We start from the raw sequence: 18,859 nt of genomic DNA on the forward strand, positions 1-18,859 counted from the left end.
TTAAACTTGAAAAAGTAGACATGATTCAACAACTAGAACTTGACTTGTATGCAGCTTAGAAAATAAAAATAAAAAATCATTCTGGAGTATTTCTAAAAAGTTTCTACCAGAAACGGGACGCCATCAAGGGGAAGTCTTAGGAAAATATGCATTCGATGTTTTGACTACGGTTGGTACATTTGGGGGCGGAGCTACAGTCACACTCACAGCCAAGGGAACAAAAGTCGCCGATGTCATTTCCGATGTGGGGCGACTCAGTAGATTGGTTCCCAAAAGCGCGCAGGCTCAGCTTGGGGAATCTTTAAAACCCATTGTTTCTATTATTAGGCAGTCGTCCCCCGGTTTCAAATCGGGATTAAATGCCATTTCTAAATCCGATGGGAATTTAGGTAAAGAGTATGCCAAAGCCTATGTGAAATATTCTAAGGGCGGCCATACTCAACAAGCTAAATACATTGAAAAGCTAGTGGGTGCGCCCAAGCATACGCCCACGCCAGAGTTGCTCAACACAGCTGTAAGTAAGCATTTGGATATTTCTCAAAGAATCGATTCCGTAGTTCCCAAAAAATTTGAAGATCAAGTGACTCGAGGAATTCGCAAACAAATAGATTTGGGTGGCGGTAAGAAAATTAACACAAAGTCTGAGGATGTTTTCTCTATTCATCCCTCACAAAAAACAGCAGATCATCGGTACTCCATTGGTGGGCCAGAGGGGAACTCTGCTTTGTATGCCACCATAGGAAAGGATTCTAAAACTTTAGACTTAATTAAAAGCGAGACTAAGGTGGGCTCGTTGAATGAACTACATTTAGAGACTCGGGTGATTCCTTTGGAACGAGTTCTAGATTTAACGGATTCTGAAGTGTTACGAAAACTAAATATAAACGCGGGTGATCTGATCGAAGACTCTTATTTGCAGACCCAAGTGATTGGCGATGTGGCGCGCTCGAAAGGATTTCAGGGTATAATCTTTCCATCGGCGCAAGGGTCTGGAATAAATTTGATGTGGTTTAATTGAATTTGAAATAGACTAATATGGAAAAGTCGAGGACGGACTAAAAATAGCATGGAATAATATTCGTAATTTGGAGAGATCGAAACGCAATAGAATTTAAATTCTACTTTATGGAAACTAATATGATTAAAAACAATTCGGATTTCAGAATAAAATTTCAAGATTACATGAAACTAGAGGCATTAGATAAGCCCCAAGAATTAATGACTGATATATTTGATTACATAGCCGGAAAAACAAGAAACGTAGAGAGTTTGTTCAAAGAGGATTTAAGCAAAGAAGTTAATTTTGAAAGTGTGCTATTTCTCAGAAAATTGTCACGATTCATTGCCTTTGATAAAGCCCTGAGTCCCAAATACGCCGAAAATGTGAAAGAATTTTTTGCTTATTCTGAAAATGTTTTCTATTTAGCTATAGATTTTAAGTTATCACTGAGCTACTTGAAGGGTCTAGAGACCCAGGCCTGGCAGTCGTTAAAAGAAGCTTGGGACAATCCTCCCATGAATCGCTCTCAATTTTATTATCGCAATCAAGAATTAATTGAATCCATTAAGGCCCTCACCCGTGAACTCTACGACGATCCCGTTCTGGGCCCTAAGTTGCTAGCTAAGTACGAGACTTTGTAACTCCTCCGCCCCTCCGCCACTGTTTTGTTCTTTGATTTGCTGAGCTCCCGTCTGTGAGCTTGCACTACGAAGCGGGATGATGTCGGGTACCGGTCACACACAAAAATTTCGCCAAGGATCATTATTCAAAACTTACTGGAAGCATGCTTTAAACTATGGTTGGTGGCCTTTTATAAGCTATTAGGAAATATGTGTACACGTTGAAGTACTCATGTTATATTGGTTATTAAGGAGGTTTTTATGGAATCAACGTCTCCAAGAACATTTAGGGCTAACTTAAAAGAATATATGGATATGGCTGATGAAAAGCCCATACGTATTCAAAAGCGTGAAGGTAATGCCTGCGTTTTAATGTCTGAGGAATACTACGAAGGGTTATTGAATGAGATTTCTTCGCTACAAAAAAGCTTGCTCTCTGCCAACCAAGCTTTAAGAGGTGAAATCATCGAATATAAAATTGGCGATAAAGATCGTTTGAAAAGATTTAAAAAATGAAGATTGTTAAGACCCAGCAATTTGAAGATGATCGACTCCACATTGAAGATCATATTTATAATTCAAATGAGTATGATATTAAATTTGTCGATAAATTTATAGATGAGCTAGACGCTGCTGTTCAGTGGGTTCATTCAAATGCAACGACTCCGAAAGAAGATGAAATGGGTGACCGGTCATGGCCGTTTTATCGAGATCATCGTGGTTGGTTTCGATATCGGTTAAAATATTTGTGTATCGAAAATTCAATACCGCGATCTATTTTATTAAAGAGAATTATTGATAAAAAGGAACAAAACCTTGATATCTATCCCAGTCATAAACTGGATACCTATTCTGCGGATGACGATGAATAACACGAAAAAAATGACATCTTGTTTACGAGATTAAGTGTTTAATCTTTGAATCTCAATACTTAAGTCTTGGTGTTGTGTAAATATTTGTAGCGAAAATCCGATAATCACAATGTGATTTTAATAGCCTTAATTATATTTTTTTCTAGTTATGCTGAAGCGATTGACGGCAATAGTTGTGATGCCCGCTCGCCCGTTCACTATTTTTCAAATTCGATGGAAGATATTATTAAATCCTATGAGTCTTTAACTTTTAAAACGGATCCAAAAAAGTTTTGTGATAATGGAATGCTCAGAAGATTTTTGGAAGCCAATACAAAAAATAAAGATGAAATTGCAAATATGTCGGACGCACAAGTAATTCAAAAAGCCAACGAGCTGGCAAATAAAGACGGTGGCGGTGGAGGCTTCATGTCCTTGCCGATTCAGAAGTACGCTGAAGAAGTTGTAAAAGGTGGAATACTTCTTGTAAATAATAATGGAGTTTTTTCGAATTTTGACTCAAATAAAAAAACGCTAAATCAGATTATTGATGAAGCTCAAATTACAATAAATTCAGATCCCTGCATTCATCCTAAACATGATGGTGCAAATTTAAAACTTTTCGTCGATAAATCAGGTGTGAAGCCTTATGATGATAATTTTATTATCTCTGCTGCAGAAAAGATGGGACCAACTGTTTTATGCGCAGAGCTTGTGTCTATACTTAAATCAACGTCTTGCGGAAGGTCATTTAATAATGTAGTTGATAGCCTGAAGCAAAGAGGTTCACCGCCGCTCACCTCCATGCCTAAGCTTCTTGATAGTATAGTAAACTCTGGAAAATTTGATAGTGGTTTGAAAGTAGCAGCTAACAAATTGATTGCAAAAATTAAAAATCCAAATCAGATCCAGTCCGACATCTTCACAGATTTAAAAGAATCATTTATTCAGTCAGGTAGTAACCCCAGTGATGCTGAAGATATGGCATTTAAAACACTCGGAATGATAGGAACTGCTGGTGCAGCGCTCAATATAAGATTGAATAAAATTGAATTTCAAGGAAATCGGTGGCCAACCGTGACGGCTCTTTCGACTATTTCCGCACTTATTCCTTTATTAGATTTTTATTCATCAAAAAATGGAGGAAAAATTTACAGTTTCCCAAATAATGTTGAAGTTAAATGTAATACATCAAAGTCATACCACTTTTGGATGGCTGCATACTTAGCTAGAGTAGAAGTTCAAAGTGGACAAGCTCCGGAGATAGCAGCTGCAGCCGCGTTTTCTTCTAGCAAAATTTATCATGTAGTTGGAAATTTAACTAACCGTTGGGGTGCTGGGGCATTTTTCTCACACAGACCTTTTTCTCCGGCAACAAACATTGTGCGAGCCGACCTGTCCTATGCAAGTGCTGGAGCTATTTTTGGAGCGGGTGCACAACAAGGTATTGATATCGACGAGGGTATTACTATGTTAATGAATAAAAGCTCAATTTTGCCAAGGCTAACAAAAGAAGAAATCTTAAATGAGGTTAAGCCAACTAATTTTTTTGGATATGGCCGTTTTAAAAAAATCTTTGCCCCAAATGAGGTGTTTCAGTCTCAAATAGCAAACAAAACCTTTAAAAAAATAGAAAAGTTTGATCAACTCCGGCCAGATGAAAAACTTTCTATTTGTAAATGACTAATCTTATCTATGATTTCAATATTCTGGTGTTAGTCAATGCCCATGGAGCTTCGCCCAACCATCAAGAGTGTAATTGGTCTTAGCATCATATATTTATTTTCTTTATCTGAACTTCTTTTAAAAAGGAATCGTTTTTTAAATGATAACAAGGTTTAAAAGACCCTATTTTAAACAAAGTAGAGTTCCATTAAAGCATTAAAAACCCACGTTGCTGGCATTGATGTCCATAAAGATATTCTGGCTAGAGGATAGGAACTTCAAAGCCCGAATTGTTCCATCCCAGCATTTAGTTTTCATTAGTTGTTGTTAAAATTTTGTGATTGGAACGGGTCTTTGGCAATGAATTTCGCTTAATTTTGAAATTTGCGACGTGCTTTTGATATATGGAGGGTGTTTTTCAGGATTTTGAATACACCAATCCATTGCAGATAAATTTCTTAGTCTGCCGATTGATTGAATTTGTCGTAATCAACAACCCACGAACGCTTTAACAACTTAGTACACCCACTAGAGGTTCGATCAAAACCTCATGAAATATATTTGTCCGCGCGGTCCTGACGATGAGCACACCGCCCGTAAGTCCACTCATCACACGAGGTAATTTGTCGAATTTTAGGCATGACAGGGCCTCCCACCGTTATCCACGGCATGGGAACAATTTTTTAGAAAATCAAATTTTGAAAATATCGAGTTTGACTCGGCTTATCCACCGATCTGGGTTTTTTCTCTTGCGGACCAAAACTCCAAATGAAATTTGGAGCGGGAGACGGGACTCAAACCCGCGACCTATGCCTTGGCAAGGCATCGCTCTATCAACTGAGCTACTCCCGCAAATCGATTATTCGAGAGAAATTAATATTGAATCATTTTCAAGTCAATGCAAAACTATCTTCGAATGATGGAAAATGATCACTCTGCACCTCTATTTGTGAAGGCTTTTAAAAAATGGACTTTGATTTCTGTTTTTGGTTTGGCTGCATATTTTTTTGGCTACCTTTTAAGTTTGTCAGAGAATCAGCCGTATAAACTAGAAAAAATAAAAAGCCAGTCTATTGCTTTTCTTAGTTCAAATTCACAATGAATTTGAAATTGGAAACAGTGCGCGATAATGAAATAAAAAAATAAAAATAACATTACTGGCTAGAAATAATTAATTTATTTTAACACTTGCCAATTATCGAGACTTTAAGGAATTGTTTATTTATGAAAAAAAATATATTTGGTATTTTAATATTTATCCTAAGTCATCATTGTTTCGGTTGGGGGCCCATTGGCCATAGAACAGCAGGATTAATTGCTGACGCCAATTTAACTCCAAAGGCCAAAGCTTCGGTTAGTTATTTGCTTAAGAATCAAGGCTTGGCGGATGTGGCAAATTGGGCTGATGTCATCAAGTCGGGCAGTTCCTATCAACAAACATTGCGGTATCATTATGAAGGTGTTCCTGTAGGGATGAATTACTTGGAGTACCTACAAAATACAAAAGCAGATGAAAGAGATAAAGGGGGCACCGTTCTAGCAATGCTTGTTGCCAGAGACACGCTGAGAAGTCCTAGTGCTAGTTTGCAAGATAAAGCAGACGCTCTTAAATTTCTTTCGCATTTTGTCGCTGATATTCATCAGCCACTCCACACGGGAAGGCCGGGGGATCGTGGGGGTAATGATATCAAATTGAATTGGTTCGGGGAACCATCAAATCTTCACCGAGTGTGGGATTCTGGAATGATCTTAACAGGTCACAAAAATATTATAAATGCAGGTATGTCTTTTGAACAATCCTGTCTTGTTTATGCTCAGTTTTTAACAAAGGTAAGCGGTAGACAGATTCGGTTTGTACGTAGTGATTTTGACAACTGGGTTTACGAGTCCTTAAGTTTGAGAGATTCTGCCGTTTATGATCAAAGTTATTTAAATCAACAAGCAGCTTATCAAGGGAAACTACTTCAATATTTGGACAACCGAGTCTTAGTTTCGGGTTTAAGATTAGCCGATGTGGTGAATCAAATTTTTGAAGCCCAACCTGTGCCACCTGAAGAGGTAACTTTCAGAAAGGAAATAGAGGCTATTGTTGGCAACCTCTATCGATTTATCAGTTTACGTCCCTAGGCTAGGTTTACTTAAGGGACTTTTGTTCCAAAAGGGCAAAGGTCCTAGGGGGCTTTTGATAACTGTGCTTTCTTTTCTTTAATTGTTTTAATGTATTGAGCTTCGAGTGTCGTCATCACAACTGAATTAAAAATTCCATCTACTGTTGTTGTTCTTTGGAGAACGTTGGCTGACTTTCTTATTCCCATAATAAAGGGTCCTAGCACTTCTACCTTGCCAATTTGCTGAATCAGCTTGTAGGCGATATTTGAACTTTCTAAATTTGGAAAAATTAAAATATTAGCGCCACCTTTGATGTTGCAAAAAGGAAATATTTTATCGACGATAAGAGGGTTGACGGCGGCATCGGCTTGAATATCCCCGTCGACTTCAAGATCAGGTCGTTTAATTCTGACGATATCGGCGGCCTTCTTCATTTTTTCTGGAGTGCCAGGAGCGGCAGTGAAGTTGGAATAGGATAACATGGCAATTTTTGGTTTTTTCCCAAAATATTCTACGATCCGACTACATTGCGTAGCAATTTTAGCCAGGGACTCGCTAGAGGGATTATGATTGACAGTGGTATCAGCAAGCAGAATAAAATTTTTCTCAGTTAAAATGAGGTTGCAGCCTGCAGCTATTTCTTCATGGCCTGCACTGATGATTTGCAGGATCGGACGAACCGCATCGGCATAGTTTTGGGTTGATCCTGTGACCATCCCGTCGGCATCGTTGAGCAAGACCATCATAGATGCAAAATAATTTGGATCAACCATGAGGCGCTCTGCTTCTTTTAAGTTAACGCCTTTTCTTTGTCTTAGTTTATAGAGTTCCTCCACATAGGTTTTAAATTTTGGGTGCTGGGAAGGTTGGATGATAGGAATATTTTCTAAGGCGGTTAACTCCAAGTCTCTGATTTTTTCTTTAACTCGATCCGGGTATCCTAATAAGATAGGCTCGCAAATTCGTTCTTCGACGAGGGCTCTAAGAGCTTTGAGAACGCGCTCTGAAGTGCCTTCGGGAAAAACAATGCGACAGAGTTTGCCACCATGAGCCTCCGTATTTTGATGGACCCGATTGATGGAGCTTCGAATAAAAGATTTAGATGGCCCTTGGAAGGATTCCAATTTATTGTGATATTTTTCCCAATCGGTAATTTTAATTCTAGCGACTCCAGAATCCATCGCTGCCTTAGCCACAGCAGGAGCGACTCTAAGGAGGACTCGAGTGTCGAAGGGTTTTGGAATTAAATAATCTCGACCAAATTTAAAACTTTTTCCGCCATAGGTGGTGGAAACATTATCAGGAACAGGCTCACGAGCGAGTCCTGCCAGTGCTTTTACCGCCGCCAATTTCATTTCTTCATTGATTTGTGTAGATCGTGTGTCTAAGGCCCCCCTAAAAATTGAGGGGAATCCCAAAACGTTATTAACTTGGTTGGGAAAGTCTGATCTGCCGGTGGCCACGATAGCATCAGGACGCACTTGTTTCGCCTTCAACGGATCAATTTCAGGGTCAGGATTGGCCATGGCAAAAAGAATAGGATCTTTATTCATTTTCATGATCATTTCAGGAGCCAGGGCCCCGGCGGCAGATAGCCCAACAAAGACATCAGCACCTTCGAGGGCTTGGGTTAAGTTCCGCTTTTCTGTCTCAATAGCAAAAGCTTCTTTAAATTTATTCATTCCTTCTTTGCGGCCTTTATAAATAACACCATTGGAGTCACACATCGTTATATGTTCTTTCTTAACTCCCAAGGAAATAAAAATATTAGAGCATGCCACAGCGCTGGCTCCGGCTCCGTTAACGACAAGACGAATCTCTTTTAATTCTTTGCCGATAATGAAACAGGCATTTAGAAGAGCGGCGCCGCTGACGATGGCGGTGCCATGTTGATCATCGTGGAAAACGGGGATATTCATTTCTTTTTTTAGAGTTTCTTCAATTTCAAAACACTCTGGAGCTTTGATATCTTCAAGATTAATCCCACCAAAGGTAGGTTCCAAAGTTTTAATGGCTTGGATAAATTGCTTTGGATCCGTGGCATTGACTTCGATATCAAAAACGTCGATTCCAGCAAATTGTTTAAACAAAATTCCTTTTCCTTCCATGACCGGCTTGGAGGCCAAAGGGCCAATATTTCCTAAACCCAGAACGGCAGTTCCATTGGAGATCACAGCAACAAGATTCCCTTTGGCGGTGTAATCATAAACTTTATCTGGATTTTTAGCGATAGCTATGCAAGGAGCGGCCACGCCTGGAGAGTAGGCCAAGGAGAGATCTTTTTCGGTAGTGCAAGGTTTGCTAGAAATGACTTCGATTTTTCCAGGTTTGTTTTGTGAGTGATATTCAAGAGCTTCTTTTTCAAGGAGAAGGGCTTTCGAGTTTTGGATATCATGTTCATTCGTCATTGGGTTCCTTTAAAAAACTTGTAGTTTTTAGGTTTTCTGATTTTCAATATTTGATTTTCTATTTTCTATTTCAACAGGTATTGATTCTTATTTAACAAGATCTAAAAGAAAATAAAAAACATTAATAAAAACAGAGCGTTATTTTAACTCTTCCTTAATCTAGACGGGCCCAGAGTTGAAAGATACCTAAATAAAAAGATTGTATTACTTAAAGCTCTTTGGATATCATCTTAGGTGTTAAGTTTTTATATTTCAAGGAGCGAAATATGTCTAATTCTCATCAAAAATCATCTCAAAAGTCATCGAGAGACGTTGTAATCGTTGAGGGGCTGCGAACTCCTTTTGTTAAATCTGGCGATAAATTATCCTCTGTTCACCCTGCTGATTTAGGACGAGTCGTCCTTAAGGAGGTTATCGCTCGCACTAACTTGAACGTAAATGAAGTGGATGAGGTGATTATTGGAAACACAGGAAATCCTGTGGATAGTGTGAATATTGCTCGCGTGGTGGCTCTCAGTGCTGGGATTTCACAAAAAACTTCAGCCTATACTGTCCATCGAAATTGCGCTTCCGCTTTAGAAAGCATATCCAATGGTTTTGAAAAAATTAGATCGGGCACGATGGATGTCGTGGTTGCCGGTGGGACTGAAAATATGTCACAAATGCCAACCTTATTACCAGGTAAGATTCAAAAAATATTTAATGAATTATTTAAGGCGAGGGGGCCCAAACAAGCTCTGCCCCTGCTGTGGAAATTATTGAGAGCGGATTTAAAACAAATCAAAGCCTTGCTCACAGGAAACATGAAAGATGAGTATTTCCCCGTCATCTCTGTCATGCAAGGTCTGACCGATCCTTTTGTGGGCATCAACATGGGACAGACGGCCGAAATTTTAGCAAAAGAATGGGGGCTGTCACGAAGAACCCAAGACGAGTTTGCACTCAGATCCCATCAATTGGCAGCAGGAGCTAAGGACAAATTTAAAGAAGAGATAGCGGCGCTGTCATTGCCTCCAGATTTTAAAGAAACTATTGTCGAGGACATTGGCCCGCGAGCCAACCAAACACTTGAAGCGCTTCAGAAATTAAAACCATTTTTTGATAAAGAAACGGGGACGATCACAGCTGGCAATTCTTGTCCCATTACCGATGGGGCGGCGATGGTCTTGCTCATGTCTCGAGCTAAAGCGGAAAGCCTAGGGTATAAACCCGTGGCTCAAATTCGATCCTATGGCTTTGCGGGTCTTGAACCTGAACGGATGGGTCTTGGTCCCGTGTACTCTTCCCCCCTTGCATTGAAGCGGGCAGGTTTGACGATGAAGGATATGGGGCTTGTTGAGCTGAATGAGGCCTTTGCTGCGCAAGTCCTGTCCTGTCAAAAGGCCTTTGATTCGGATGAGTTTGCAAAAAACAAATTAGGCCTTTCGGGCAAAGTGGGTGAGATACGTAACGAGATTTTAAATGTGAATGGCGGCGCCATTGCCCTTGGTCATCCTGTAGGGGCTACGGGAACAAGGTTGGTTGTGACCTTGATGCGAGAAATGAAACGTCGACAGGTTCAGTTTGGTTTAGCGACCTTGTGCATAGGCGGAGGTCAGGGCGGTTCCATGATTTTGGAACTTGAGTGACATATAACAAATTATTACAAATTATTACAAATCAAAAAATGGCAAATCTAAGTAAGGACGAGTAAAGATATGAGCATTCAAGAAAGTATCAAGGTAAAGTTTCAGGAAGATATCGCTTTTATTGAGATCGATTTAATTGGTGAAAAAGTTAACAAGCTGTCAACAGCGGTGATGAAAAGATTTTTGGAGGCCTTAGGCGAAGTCAAAACGTCAAAGGCGAAAGTGCTAGTTATTAAATCTTTAAAGCCTAAAATATTTATTGCCGGCGCGGATATTGAAGAAATTAAAAATCTATCGACTAAAGATGATTTTGATAAGGCCGTTAAGGGGGGCCAAGATATTTTTAATTTCCTTGAAGATCTTCCGCAAATCACCATTGCCTCCGTCCATGGGGCTTGCGCTGGTGGAGGGTGCGAGTTGATTTTAGCATGTGATTATCGAATTGCGAGTGAAGATTCATCAACTAAAATTGGTTTACCTGAAACCCAACTTGGAATCATCCCTGGGTTTGGGGGCTGTGTGAGGTTGCCAAGGGTTATTGGGTTGCAAGCCGCTTTGGATATTATTTTGGCAGGCAAGCTTCTGAATGGCAAGAAAGCAAAGAAAGCAGGCCTACTGGACAAGCTGGTGCATCCTGGGATCTTAGAAGAAGTCACTCTGAGTTGGGCTAAAGAATTGGCTGTGTCGGGTGCTAAAAGAAAAAAACAGTTCTGCCCGAGTGGACTCGTCAATATTTTACTTGAAAGTGGTCTAGGGCGTGGGATGGTGTTCAGTAAAGCTAAGAGTGAAGTGTTAAAGAAAACATTTGGCCATTACCCAGCACCCATAGCTGCCATAGAGGTCATTCAGAAAACCTATGGGATGGAAGATCGACAAAAGGCTTTAGATATAGAGAGATCTTATTTTTGTGAAATGGGTATCACCGACATTTCAAAAAATTTGATCCATGTTTTTTATTTAACCGAGATGGTGAAAAAACAAACCGGGTTGAGTCCATCAGAAGTTGAATCCAAAACCACAGCCAAAGCCAAAGAAGTCAAGGCCGTCGGTGTTTTGGGGGCTGGAACCATGGGTGGGGGCATTGCCTACATTGGTGCGGATAAAGGAATTCAGATGCGTATTAAAGATTTGAATTATGAAGCCCTGGGAAAGGCCTATAAACATGCCTCCGATCTCTGGTCGAAATTAGTGAAAAAGAAAGTGATTGATAAATACCAGTATAAACAAAAAATGGATTTTGTTTCTGGAGGAGTTGATTACAGTGGTTTTAAAACTCTTGATGTTGTTATTGAGGCCATCGTTGAAGACATGAATATCAAAAAAAAGGTCATTGCTGAGACCGCTAAGCAAATGAGACCCGATGCGATCATTGTGACAAATACTTCTTCTTTGAGTGTGAATGAAATGGCCGAGGGGCACCCTCAGCCAGAGTTTTTTGCAGGTATGCATTTTTTTAATCCTGTCGATAAAATGCCCTTGGTCGAAGTGATTCGAGGAATGAAAACAAGTGACGAAACCGTCGTAACCATTTTTGAACTATCAAAGAAAATGGGAAAAATGCCGGTTGTCGTAAAAGATGGCCCAGGTTTTTTAGTCAATCGGCTATTGATACCTTATTTGAATGAAGCCACCTTTTTATTTCAAGAAGGAATGGATATTCAAACCCTAGATACTTACTTTGTAAAAGAATTTGGTATGCCCATGGGGCCACTGGCCTTGATGGATGAGGTGGGACTTGATGTGGGAATTAAAGTTGTAAAGATTTTTAAAAAAGCTTTTGGAGATCGTATCGAGGTTCCCGAGGTCATGGAAAAAATTGAAAAGGCAGGACGGCTGGGAAAGAAAAATGGAAAAGGTTTTTATAAATATGCTGCTGATGGAAAACGACTCGAACCAGATGAGACTATTTATGCAGAACTTGGTTTGCCTTCACCAAAAAATCCATACTCCTCAAAAGAGTGTTTGGAGCGCGGAATTTTTTCAATGATCAATGAGTGTGCCATGGCATTAAAAGAAGATCGAATTGTTGAAACAGCGAATGAAGTTGATTTGGCTATGATTATGGGAACGGGGTTTCCGCCCTTTCGAGGTGGTCTGTGCCGTTATTCAGATAGCCTAGGAAGTCAATACATCTCAAACAGTCTAGAAGCCTATGCGGTCCAAAGAAACGCCAAAAGATTAAAGCCCCTTAAAGCTCTTGATCAGATGGCGAAGACAAACAGAAAATTTTACTAGGATCCAGACAGACTTGAATTGCCTTGCTTACCGACGTCGTAAATATTCGTTCGGTGAAATATTTTGATACATCTGTCTATAAACAAGCTGACAATGTATCAAATGGCATCGGTCAAAAATTACCGAAATGAAGCAGATAAAAACAAATAAATTCTCAATTCAAAACAGATCAACAAAAAAACTACAAAAATCAAAAAAACACTTAACTTTTTCTAAAAAACAACCGAGTCGTTCTGTATGAAGAAAATGATAGTTATCGCAAATCTCCTTCTAGTAATTGCAAGCAGTTTTCTTTTAACTTCTTGTTTTATGAGTGCTAGCATCACGGATTTAAATCCTCAACCTTCAGACAATACGAATGTGGTGATGAAAAACAAAATTAGAGGTGGAGAGTTTGTGGCTGGATCTGGGGAGTATGAATTTACCCAATTAAGACGTTATAAAATAAAATCAGCTGCGGGAATGTATTATTCAAAGGTAGTACAAAAAACACCAAGAGGTTATAAAATATACAATTCCTTACAGGGAAATTTGTTAACTCATCAAAATTAAGACTTTTCAAGCAGGTTCTTAAATCTAGCAAATTGTTAAATCTAGACTTTGTTTTTGTTAACAAAATTTTCTTTAATCCGAGATAAGAACTATGAGTACAGTTCCATTGAAATCCGCACCACCACCAGATTGGAAAAGTGAAGCTGGTCCATTGAGGAAATTTCTTAATGATATCACTGTTACTGAAATCATGATCAATAGATTTGACAGAGTTTTTGTTGAAAGAAAGGGTGTTATCGAAGAAACAGACAGTCGATTTGATAACCCCGAACATTTAACTCGGTTTGTCCTTGCTATAGCGGTAAATGTGGGTCGTGAATTAAATAGGAAAAATCCCTTTCTCGATGCTCGATTGCCAGATGGATCGAGGGTGAATATTGTTATTCCTCCTGTTTGTTTAGAAAACCCCATGGTAACCATCAGGAAATTTTCGCCGATGATGATTAATTACAATAATTTAATGCATCAAGGGGCCTTTGACGAAAAAATTCTCTATTTTTTAAATCAAGCCGTCGTGGCTCGACAAAATATACTTATTTGTGGAGGAACAGGTTCTGGTAAGACAACGATTCTCAATTTATTAAGCCAATTTATTCCCACCAAAGAAAGAGTTATCACTATCGAAGACACGGTAGAGTTACAAATGTCCGTTAAAAATTTAGTCAGAATGGAATGCCGGTCTTTTCTGAACGATGCTCATTTAGAAATAAAAGATTTATTAAGAAATGCCTTAAGAATGCGCCCTGACCGATTAATTATAGGGGAGGTCAGGGGGAGTGAAGCTTTTGATATGTTAATTGCGATGAATACGGGCCATGAGGGAAGTATGAGCACGCTGCATTCGAATTCAGCCTTTGACTCCTTACGAAGAATTGAAGGTATGGTTTTGCGAGGGTCTCAGGATATTCCTATCTCGTCTATACGTGAAGATATTTCCAAGACAATTAACATTATTATTCAAACTGAAAGATATAGTGATGGAAGTCGAAGGATTTCGGAAATCGTTGAAGTTTTAGGAAGAAACGAGAATGAGTATTTGATCGAGAAAATTTTTGAATTTAGCAGTGTTACGGGTTTCAAATCACTGGGCTATATTCCTCGATTTGTGGTCAATAATAAAAACCAAAGAATTAAATTTAACCCTGAGTTTTTTGAGCCAAATCACAAAATTAAACTCAGTTAATAATGATTGCCCTGGCAACTTTAGATTATCGACTAAAAGAAATCAAAGAAGCTGGGCTGACAAGCATTTGCGAACCCGGTTTTTTGGGGAGCACTTTTGTTGAAAAATAAAAACCTAAAATTAAAGCTAACATCACAAAAAACCAAGAGCTTGGCTGAAGATATCGTAACATAATGCTTTTATCCTTTGCTCTGATTTTGTTTATAGATATGATAGTACTGCAACGCACTGATAATACTTAATACCGTTGAAAACCACAAGAAAATATATCCTATCCTTCCAAGCAGCAAAAAATGATCAGGGCTAAAGTAACTTGAAAACTCATTTTTGTAACTTTTTCCTAGCATAATAGCTGGAATAGAGGCCATCTGTACGCCTGTTTTCCATTTTCCAGAGCTTTTGGCAGCAATAACGACATTTTCAGTAGCGGCAGCCGCACGAATGCCTCCGATAAAAGTATCTCTTAGGGTCAGAATAATTACGAGGTAGGGATCAACGAAACCAACAGAGTTAAGATAAATCAGAATACTGATAACTAAAATTTTATCTGTTACTGGATCCAAAAATTTTCCAAGATTAGTAACCAAGTTCCATTTTCGAGCATAGTACCCATCAAAGTAATCAGTGATCGAAGCGGCGATAAATAGGATGGCGGCTAAAAAACTATAATAAAAAGAGTTTAAATAAAGAAAGAAAATAATAAAAGGGAGAATATAAACACGGCTGAGAGTTAACTGAATAGGTAATTTTTTTTTCCAAGATGGCATTAACACATTCCCCTCCCTCTCTTAAAATCTTTAGGACAGAGCTTCCAGTTTGTCATTTGAAAAAATAATTATGATAAAAAGTATAATTGGGGTAAAGGTTTTAAATGTTTCACATTCATCATAAAGTTCAGTTTTATGAAACCGATCAAATGGGAATAGTTCATCATTCTAACTATTTGCGATTTTGCGAAGAAGCGCGAGTCGCCTGGGCCCACAACCGAGGACTCATTGATTATCAAAAACCTCAAAGCGCAGCGCATTTTGCTGTTTTAGAAACTCAAGTGAAACATTTAAAGCCTGCTTTTTTTGGTGATGATTTAAAGATTTTGGTTCAAGCTCGTGGGAGAGGGATCCGTATCGAATTTCAATACAAGATTTTAAAGGAAGAAGTGGTTGTGGTTTTAGCTCAAACAACGCATGTTCCATTAAATGCCGATTTAAAGCCAATTAAAATTTCGCAAGAGATGAAACGGATACTAGAGGGGGAAGCATGGAAAGAAATCTGGCCTTAGAGTTTGTGAGAGTGACCGAAGCGGCAGCACTCGCCTGCAGTGAGTGGATGGGGCGCGGTGATGAAAAGGCAGCGGATCAAGCCGCCGTCGATGCGATGAGAAGAGCCTTCGATTCCGTCAGAATAGATGGAACCGTCGTGATTGGGGAAGGAGAGCGTGATGAAGCGCCCATGCTCTATATCGGTGAAAAAGTGGGGATCAAAGGTGAAGACTCTCCCAGAGTTGACATTGCTCTTGATCCTTTAGAGGGAACAACTATTTGTGCAAAAGGAGGCGTGGGGGCTATTTCTGTTATTGCATTGGCGGAGAAAGGAAATTTTCTTCATGCGCCTGATACTTATATGGATAAGATTGCCTGTGGTCCTTTAGGTAAAGGAAAGATAGACCTCGATTTGTCGGCTACTGAAAATATAAATATTCTAGCAGAGGCTTTAAATAAACCCGTGCATGATTTGACAGTGGTGATATTGGATCGCCCTCGTCATCAGGATTTAATCAATGAGGTAAGAAAAACCAAAGTGCGCATTCACTTGATTGGAGATGGTGATGTCTCTGCCGCCGTTGCTGCTGGCTGGGGAGATACGGGAATTGATTTATTGCTGGGAATTGGAGGCGCCCCAGAAGGTGTTATTTCTGCGGCAGCCATGCATTGCCTTGGTGGTGATTTTCAGGGTCGTTTGAAGTTTAGAAATGAAGAGGAAAAACAAAGAGCCTTAAAAATGGGTATAAAAGATTTAAACAAAAAATACAAATTAGAGGATCTTGCCAAAGGGAATGTCATGTTTAGTGCCACCGGGGTTACCGATGGCCCTCTTTTAAAGGGAGTTCGGTTGTATCCTCAAGGATTAACAAAAACTCAAAGTATGGTGATGCGGTCCAAGTCAGGTACCATCCGAATCATTGAAACATTTCATAATAACAAGTAAGGGTCCGTAACAAAAGAAAGTTTTGTTATCACTAAGAGTTGACAATGGGGGGAAAAACTAAAATCATTCGGGTATGGCAAAAGCATCCGTAACCGAAGTTTTCAAGTGTACCCCCGATGAACTGTATAAAATTGTAACAGATTATAGTCGTTATCCAGAGTTTTTATCTGAAGTTAAAAAATGTGATGTGATCAAATCTGAAGGAAATCAAAAAATCGTTGAGTACCAAGTTATCATGATAAAAACAGTTAATTACAAGCTCCAAATGACAGAAAATTACGTTGAAAATGGAGTGAGTCTGGTAGTTTGGGAGTTCATTGGCGGAGATGTTTTTAAGACTCTCAAAGGTTCTTGGAAAATTGAGCCTGAAGGAAGTCATTGCCGTGCCACTTATGAAGTGGAGGCGAGTTTTGGAATGTTTGTGCCAGGGCCTATCGCAAACACCTTGGTTAATATCAGTATGCCCAATATGATATCGAGTTACCATAAAAGGATAAAACAACTTTATGGAAAGTGATTCTAACGAAAATAAAAAAAATGACTTTAAAAATGATTTTGAAGCTAAGTCCTTAATTGGAGAGACTTTAAAAAAAGTTTTTACTACGGGAGTCTCGGCTGCTTTTATGACGGAAGAAAGTATTCGAAGCTATCTTCAAGAGCTCAAGTTACCTAAAGAGATTTTAAATATACTTATTCAAAGTGCAAATAAATCAAAGGATGAATTGACGCAAAGGGTGTCAAAGGAAATCTCTCAGATCTTTAACAAGATAGATTGGGTTTCTGAAATGGCCAAATTTGCCGAATCTCATAAGTTTAAAATTTCTGCAGAGATCGATATTGTAAAAAAAGAAAATAAAACATCTGAAACTGAAAAATTATAGAGAATCAGGGAAGATAATATGAAAATAATGAGACTTGTATTTTTGATTGCTTTGAGCTCACAAGCTCTTTTCGGAAAAGAACTTGGAAGTCGCTTGGGAGTTGGTGTTAAAAATAATACCTCCGAAGAGGTTCCTTCAGTGGCTGTCGTTTTTTTTCCTAATAATGATTTTGCCGTAACGGGGGGGATGGGGATCGATACCCAAAAAAATCAGTCAAAGTTTGCCTTTACAGGCGGAGTTCGAAAGATTCTTTTTAGAGAGAATCAAATGAATTTTTATTTTGGTGGACAAATGGGTATTGTTAACTTTGAAAATGCCGGAGATAAGCAAAACGGTTTTGAGTTAAATGCTCTCTTTGGTGGTGAATTCTTTTTTACGGGACTCGAATCCTTGGGATTTAGTTTTGAAGGAGGTGCGGGGATTGCCTCCTTGAAAGAAGTCAGATTTAGAACCATTGCTGATTCTCCTTTGCGAGCCGGAATTGTTTTTTACTTTTGAAAGGAATTTATGAAAAAAATTATCAAAACATCTGGAGCGCCAGAGCCTATTGGACCTTACAGCCAAGCCATTCAAATTGGGAATTTTTTATTTTGCAGTGGTCAAATTCCCTTGGATCCAAAAACAAATCAAGTTTTAAGTGGAGATATCTCTGCGCAAACAGAGTTGGTAATTAGAAATATTGATGCGGTATTAAAAGAAGCCGGTTGTGATTTTAAAAATGTGGTAAAAACAACTATTTTTTTAACCTCAATGAAGGATTTTCCATTAGTCAATGAGGTTTACTCTCGATTTTTTAAAGAATTCCCACCAGCTAGATCCACTGTCGAAGTCAGTGGCTTACCTAAGGGTGTGAACGTAGAGATTGAAGTAGTGGCTTTTAAGTACTAGAAGTAGGGAAGCTCATGCAAACAAAAAAGAATATAGTTTTAGGTTCTTTTTTGTTTTTTCTGATTCTTTTTCTGATTCAGTTTTATTTTGAATATACTAAAGTCACGCTCTTGCTAGAACATAAGGCAGTCACACGCCTGGATGCCGATTGCGCTGTCGTCCTGACCGGTGGTCCGGGTCGGATCAGAGAAGGTATTGATCTTCTTGCCAATAAATCAGTAAAAAAACTTATTATTTCAGGTGTAAACCCCAATTCGCAGTTTAAGCAAATTTTTCCGATGTGGGCTTATTACCCAGAGATCAATGAAGCGGATGTGGTTCTTGAAAAAAGAAGTGAAACCACTTTTGGAAATGCCATTCAGAGTTTGCCTTTAGTCGAACTTTTGAAGTGCCGAGATGTGATTTTAATCACCTCGCAAATTCATATGTACCGGGCCCATCAAACTTTTAGAAAAATTTATCCAAATAATATAGAAATAAAAATAAACCCACTTTTTTTATCAAAAGATAATTATGAATTTGATGATTTAGTTCAAGAAACGCTAAAATCAATATTTTATTCTCTTTGGGTGTATTAAGGGCCTTAGATTAAAGAACTTAGCTAAAAGTCGTGTAATTGTTTTATCAGACTATC

At 38.9% G+C, this 18,859-nt stretch carries 19 protein-coding genes and 1 tRNA gene; 17 read left to right on the plus strand and 3 right to left on the minus strand.

Annotated elements, in window-relative coordinates; all coding sequences use genetic code 11:
- Nucleotides 1-160 precede the first annotated feature (160 nt).
- The 5 genes from J0M15_15755 (at nucleotide 161) to J0M15_15775 (ending at nucleotide 4,154) form a co-directional block, all read left to right on the plus strand.
- Nucleotides 161-1,018, plus strand: coding sequence for an RES family NAD+ phosphorylase (locus J0M15_15755; GenBank protein ID MBN8538506.1), 858 nt, complete (start codon nucleotides 161-163; stop codon nucleotides 1,016-1,018).
- A 119-nt stretch (nucleotides 1,019-1,137) separates the two neighbouring features.
- Nucleotides 1,138-1,641 carry a hypothetical protein gene (locus J0M15_15760; protein MBN8538507.1) on the plus strand — a complete coding sequence of 168 codons (504 nt, stop codon included), beginning with the start codon at nucleotides 1,138-1,140 and terminating at the stop codon, nucleotides 1,639-1,641.
- A 240-nt stretch (nucleotides 1,642-1,881) separates the two neighbouring features.
- Nucleotides 1,882-2,136: a type II toxin-antitoxin system Phd/YefM family antitoxin gene (locus J0M15_15765; protein MBN8538508.1), complete on the plus strand. Its 255-nt coding sequence runs from the start codon at nucleotides 1,882-1,884 to the stop codon at nucleotides 2,134-2,136.
- Nucleotides 2,133-2,492: a hypothetical protein gene (locus J0M15_15770; GenBank protein MBN8538509.1), complete on the plus strand. Its 360-nt coding sequence runs from the start codon at nucleotides 2,133-2,135 to the stop codon at nucleotides 2,490-2,492. The genes J0M15_15765 and J0M15_15770 overlap by 4 nt, the downstream gene beginning before the upstream one ends.
- Nucleotides 2,493-2,603: 111 nt before the next feature.
- Nucleotides 2,604-4,154 carry a hypothetical protein gene (locus J0M15_15775; GenBank protein MBN8538510.1) on the plus strand — a complete coding sequence of 517 codons (1,551 nt, stop codon included), beginning with the start codon at nucleotides 2,604-2,606 and terminating at the stop codon, nucleotides 4,152-4,154.
- Between the two features lie 758 nt (nucleotides 4,155-4,912).
- On the opposite strand, the gene J0M15_15780 is transcribed toward J0M15_15775, so the two are convergent.
- Nucleotides 4,913-4,988 (minus strand) — tRNA-Gly (locus tag J0M15_15780).
- A 372-nt stretch (nucleotides 4,989-5,360) separates the two neighbouring features.
- Between J0M15_15780 and J0M15_15785 the strand changes: the two genes are divergently transcribed.
- On the plus strand, nucleotides 5,361-6,263 hold the full coding sequence (locus tag J0M15_15785) for a S1/P1 nuclease (GenBank protein MBN8538511.1): 903 nt from the start codon (nucleotides 5,361-5,363) through the stop codon (nucleotides 6,261-6,263).
- Nucleotides 6,264-6,307: 44 nt separating this feature from the next.
- Here the strand turns inward: J0M15_15785 and J0M15_15790 are convergent, their stop codons facing one another.
- Nucleotides 6,308-8,653: an NADP-dependent malic enzyme gene (locus tag J0M15_15790; protein ID MBN8538512.1), complete on the minus strand. Its 2,346-nt coding sequence runs from the start codon at nucleotides 8,651-8,653 to the stop codon at nucleotides 6,308-6,310.
- Between the two features lie 266 nt (nucleotides 8,654-8,919).
- Here J0M15_15790 and J0M15_15795 point away from each other — a divergent pair, with 266 nt between their 5' ends.
- From J0M15_15795 to J0M15_15810, 4 genes are all read left to right on the plus strand, one after another.
- The gene (locus tag J0M15_15795) at nucleotides 8,920-10,281 is read left to right on the plus strand and encodes a thiolase family protein (protein ID MBN8538513.1); all 1,362 of its coding nucleotides are present in this window, start codon (nucleotides 8,920-8,922) and stop codon (nucleotides 10,279-10,281) included.
- 69 nt (nucleotides 10,282-10,350) lie between these two features.
- The gene (locus J0M15_15800; GenBank protein MBN8538514.1) at nucleotides 10,351-12,516 is read left to right on the plus strand and encodes an enoyl-CoA hydratase/isomerase family protein; all 2,166 of its coding nucleotides are present in this window, start codon (nucleotides 10,351-10,353) and stop codon (nucleotides 12,514-12,516) included.
- 237 nt (nucleotides 12,517-12,753) lie between these two features.
- Nucleotides 12,754-13,068: a hypothetical protein gene (locus J0M15_15805; GenBank protein ID MBN8538515.1), complete on the plus strand. Its 315-nt coding sequence runs from the start codon at nucleotides 12,754-12,756 to the stop codon at nucleotides 13,066-13,068.
- Nucleotides 13,069-13,159: 91 nt separating this feature from the next.
- Nucleotides 13,160-14,251: a CpaF family protein gene (locus tag J0M15_15810; protein ID MBN8538516.1), complete on the plus strand. Its 1,092-nt coding sequence runs from the start codon at nucleotides 13,160-13,162 to the stop codon at nucleotides 14,249-14,251.
- A gap of 179 nt (nucleotides 14,252-14,430) precedes the next feature.
- Here the strand turns inward: J0M15_15810 and pgsA are convergent, their stop codons facing one another.
- Nucleotides 14,431-15,018 (minus strand): CDP-diacylglycerol--glycerol-3-phosphate 3-phosphatidyltransferase, encoded by a 588-nt coding sequence (pgsA, locus tag J0M15_15815; protein ID MBN8538517.1) that lies wholly within the window; start codon nucleotides 15,016-15,018, stop codon nucleotides 14,431-14,433.
- Nucleotides 15,019-15,122: 104 nt separating this feature from the next.
- Between pgsA and J0M15_15820 the strand changes: the two genes are divergently transcribed.
- From J0M15_15820 to J0M15_15850, 7 genes are all read left to right on the plus strand, one after another.
- Nucleotides 15,123-15,530, plus strand: a complete 408-nt coding sequence (locus J0M15_15820; protein ID MBN8538518.1) for an acyl-CoA thioesterase — start codon at nucleotides 15,123-15,125, stop codon at nucleotides 15,528-15,530.
- A complete protein-coding gene (gene glpX / locus J0M15_15825; protein MBN8538519.1) occupies nucleotides 15,509-16,456 on the plus strand; it encodes a class II fructose-bisphosphatase in 948 nt (315 codons plus the stop codon). Before J0M15_15820 ends, glpX begins: the two co-directional genes overlap by 22 nt.
- A 73-nt stretch (nucleotides 16,457-16,529) precedes the next feature.
- Nucleotides 16,530-16,973, plus strand: coding sequence for an SRPBCC family protein (locus J0M15_15830; protein MBN8538520.1), 444 nt, complete (start codon nucleotides 16,530-16,532; stop codon nucleotides 16,971-16,973).
- A complete protein-coding gene (locus tag J0M15_15835) occupies nucleotides 16,963-17,337 on the plus strand; it encodes a hypothetical protein (GenBank protein MBN8538521.1) in 375 nt (124 codons plus the stop codon). Before J0M15_15830 ends, J0M15_15835 begins: the two co-directional genes overlap by 11 nt.
- An 18-nt stretch (nucleotides 17,338-17,355) precedes the next feature.
- Nucleotides 17,356-17,835 carry an organic solvent tolerance protein gene (locus tag J0M15_15840; protein ID MBN8538522.1) on the plus strand — a complete coding sequence of 160 codons (480 nt, stop codon included), beginning with the start codon at nucleotides 17,356-17,358 and terminating at the stop codon, nucleotides 17,833-17,835.
- A gap of 9 nt (nucleotides 17,836-17,844) precedes the next feature.
- Nucleotides 17,845-18,225, plus strand: a complete 381-nt coding sequence (locus tag J0M15_15845) for a RidA family protein (protein ID MBN8538523.1) — start codon at nucleotides 17,845-17,847, stop codon at nucleotides 18,223-18,225.
- Nucleotides 18,226-18,239: 14 nt separating this feature from the next.
- Nucleotides 18,240-18,803, plus strand: coding sequence for a YdcF family protein (locus J0M15_15850; GenBank protein ID MBN8538524.1), 564 nt, complete (start codon nucleotides 18,240-18,242; stop codon nucleotides 18,801-18,803).
- The last annotated feature ends 56 nt before the right edge of the window (nucleotides 18,804-18,859 follow it).

This window comes from Deltaproteobacteria bacterium (assembly GCA_017302835.1).
Lineage (GTDB): Bacteria > Bdellovibrionota > Bdellovibrionia > Bdellovibrionales > Bdellovibrionaceae > UBA2316.

What these genes read in the sequence shown, in the direction of transcription:
- J0M15_15795 (MBN8538513.1), top strand. Translation starts at nt 8,920, where the DNA reads ATGTCTAATTCTCATCAAAAATCATCTCAAAAGTCATCGAGAGACGTT.
- J0M15_15845 (MBN8538523.1), top strand. Translation starts at nt 17,845, where the DNA reads ATGAAAAAAATTATCAAAACATCTGGAGCGCCAGAGCCTATTGGACCT.
- J0M15_15850 (MBN8538524.1), top strand. Translation starts at nt 18,240, where the DNA reads ATGCAAACAAAAAAGAATATAGTTTTAGGTTCTTTTTTGTTTTTTCTG.
- J0M15_15770 (MBN8538509.1), top strand. Translation starts at nt 2,133, where the DNA reads ATGAAGATTGTTAAGACCCAGCAATTTGAAGATGATCGACTCCACATT.
- J0M15_15835 (MBN8538521.1), top strand. Translation starts at nt 16,963, where the DNA reads ATGGAAAGTGATTCTAACGAAAATAAAAAAAATGACTTTAAAAATGAT.
- J0M15_15840 (MBN8538522.1), top strand. Translation starts at nt 17,356, where the DNA reads ATGAAAATAATGAGACTTGTATTTTTGATTGCTTTGAGCTCACAAGCT.
- J0M15_15785 (MBN8538511.1), top strand. Translation starts at nt 5,361, where the DNA reads ATGAAAAAAAATATATTTGGTATTTTAATATTTATCCTAAGTCATCAT.
- J0M15_15805 (MBN8538515.1), top strand. Translation starts at nt 12,754, where the DNA reads ATGAAGAAAATGATAGTTATCGCAAATCTCCTTCTAGTAATTGCAAGC.
- J0M15_15800 (MBN8538514.1), top strand. Translation starts at nt 10,351, where the DNA reads ATGAGCATTCAAGAAAGTATCAAGGTAAAGTTTCAGGAAGATATCGCT.
- J0M15_15765 (MBN8538508.1), top strand. Translation starts at nt 1,882, where the DNA reads ATGGAATCAACGTCTCCAAGAACATTTAGGGCTAACTTAAAAGAATAT.
- J0M15_15760 (MBN8538507.1), top strand. Translation starts at nt 1,138, where the DNA reads ATGATTAAAAACAATTCGGATTTCAGAATAAAATTTCAAGATTACATG.
- J0M15_15820 (MBN8538518.1), top strand. Translation starts at nt 15,123, where the DNA reads ATGTTTCACATTCATCATAAAGTTCAGTTTTATGAAACCGATCAAATG.
- glpX (MBN8538519.1), top strand. Translation starts at nt 15,509, where the DNA reads ATGGAAAGAAATCTGGCCTTAGAGTTTGTGAGAGTGACCGAAGCGGCA.
- J0M15_15810 (MBN8538516.1), top strand. Translation starts at nt 13,160, where the DNA reads ATGAGTACAGTTCCATTGAAATCCGCACCACCACCAGATTGGAAAAGT.
- J0M15_15790 (MBN8538512.1), bottom strand. Translation starts at nt 8,653, where the DNA reads ATGACGAATGAACATGATATCCAAAACTCGAAAGCCCTTCTCCTTGAA.
- pgsA (MBN8538517.1), bottom strand. Translation starts at nt 15,018, where the DNA reads ATGCCATCTTGGAAAAAAAAATTACCTATTCAGTTAACTCTCAGCCGT.
- J0M15_15830 (MBN8538520.1), top strand. Translation starts at nt 16,530, where the DNA reads ATGGCAAAAGCATCCGTAACCGAAGTTTTCAAGTGTACCCCCGATGAA.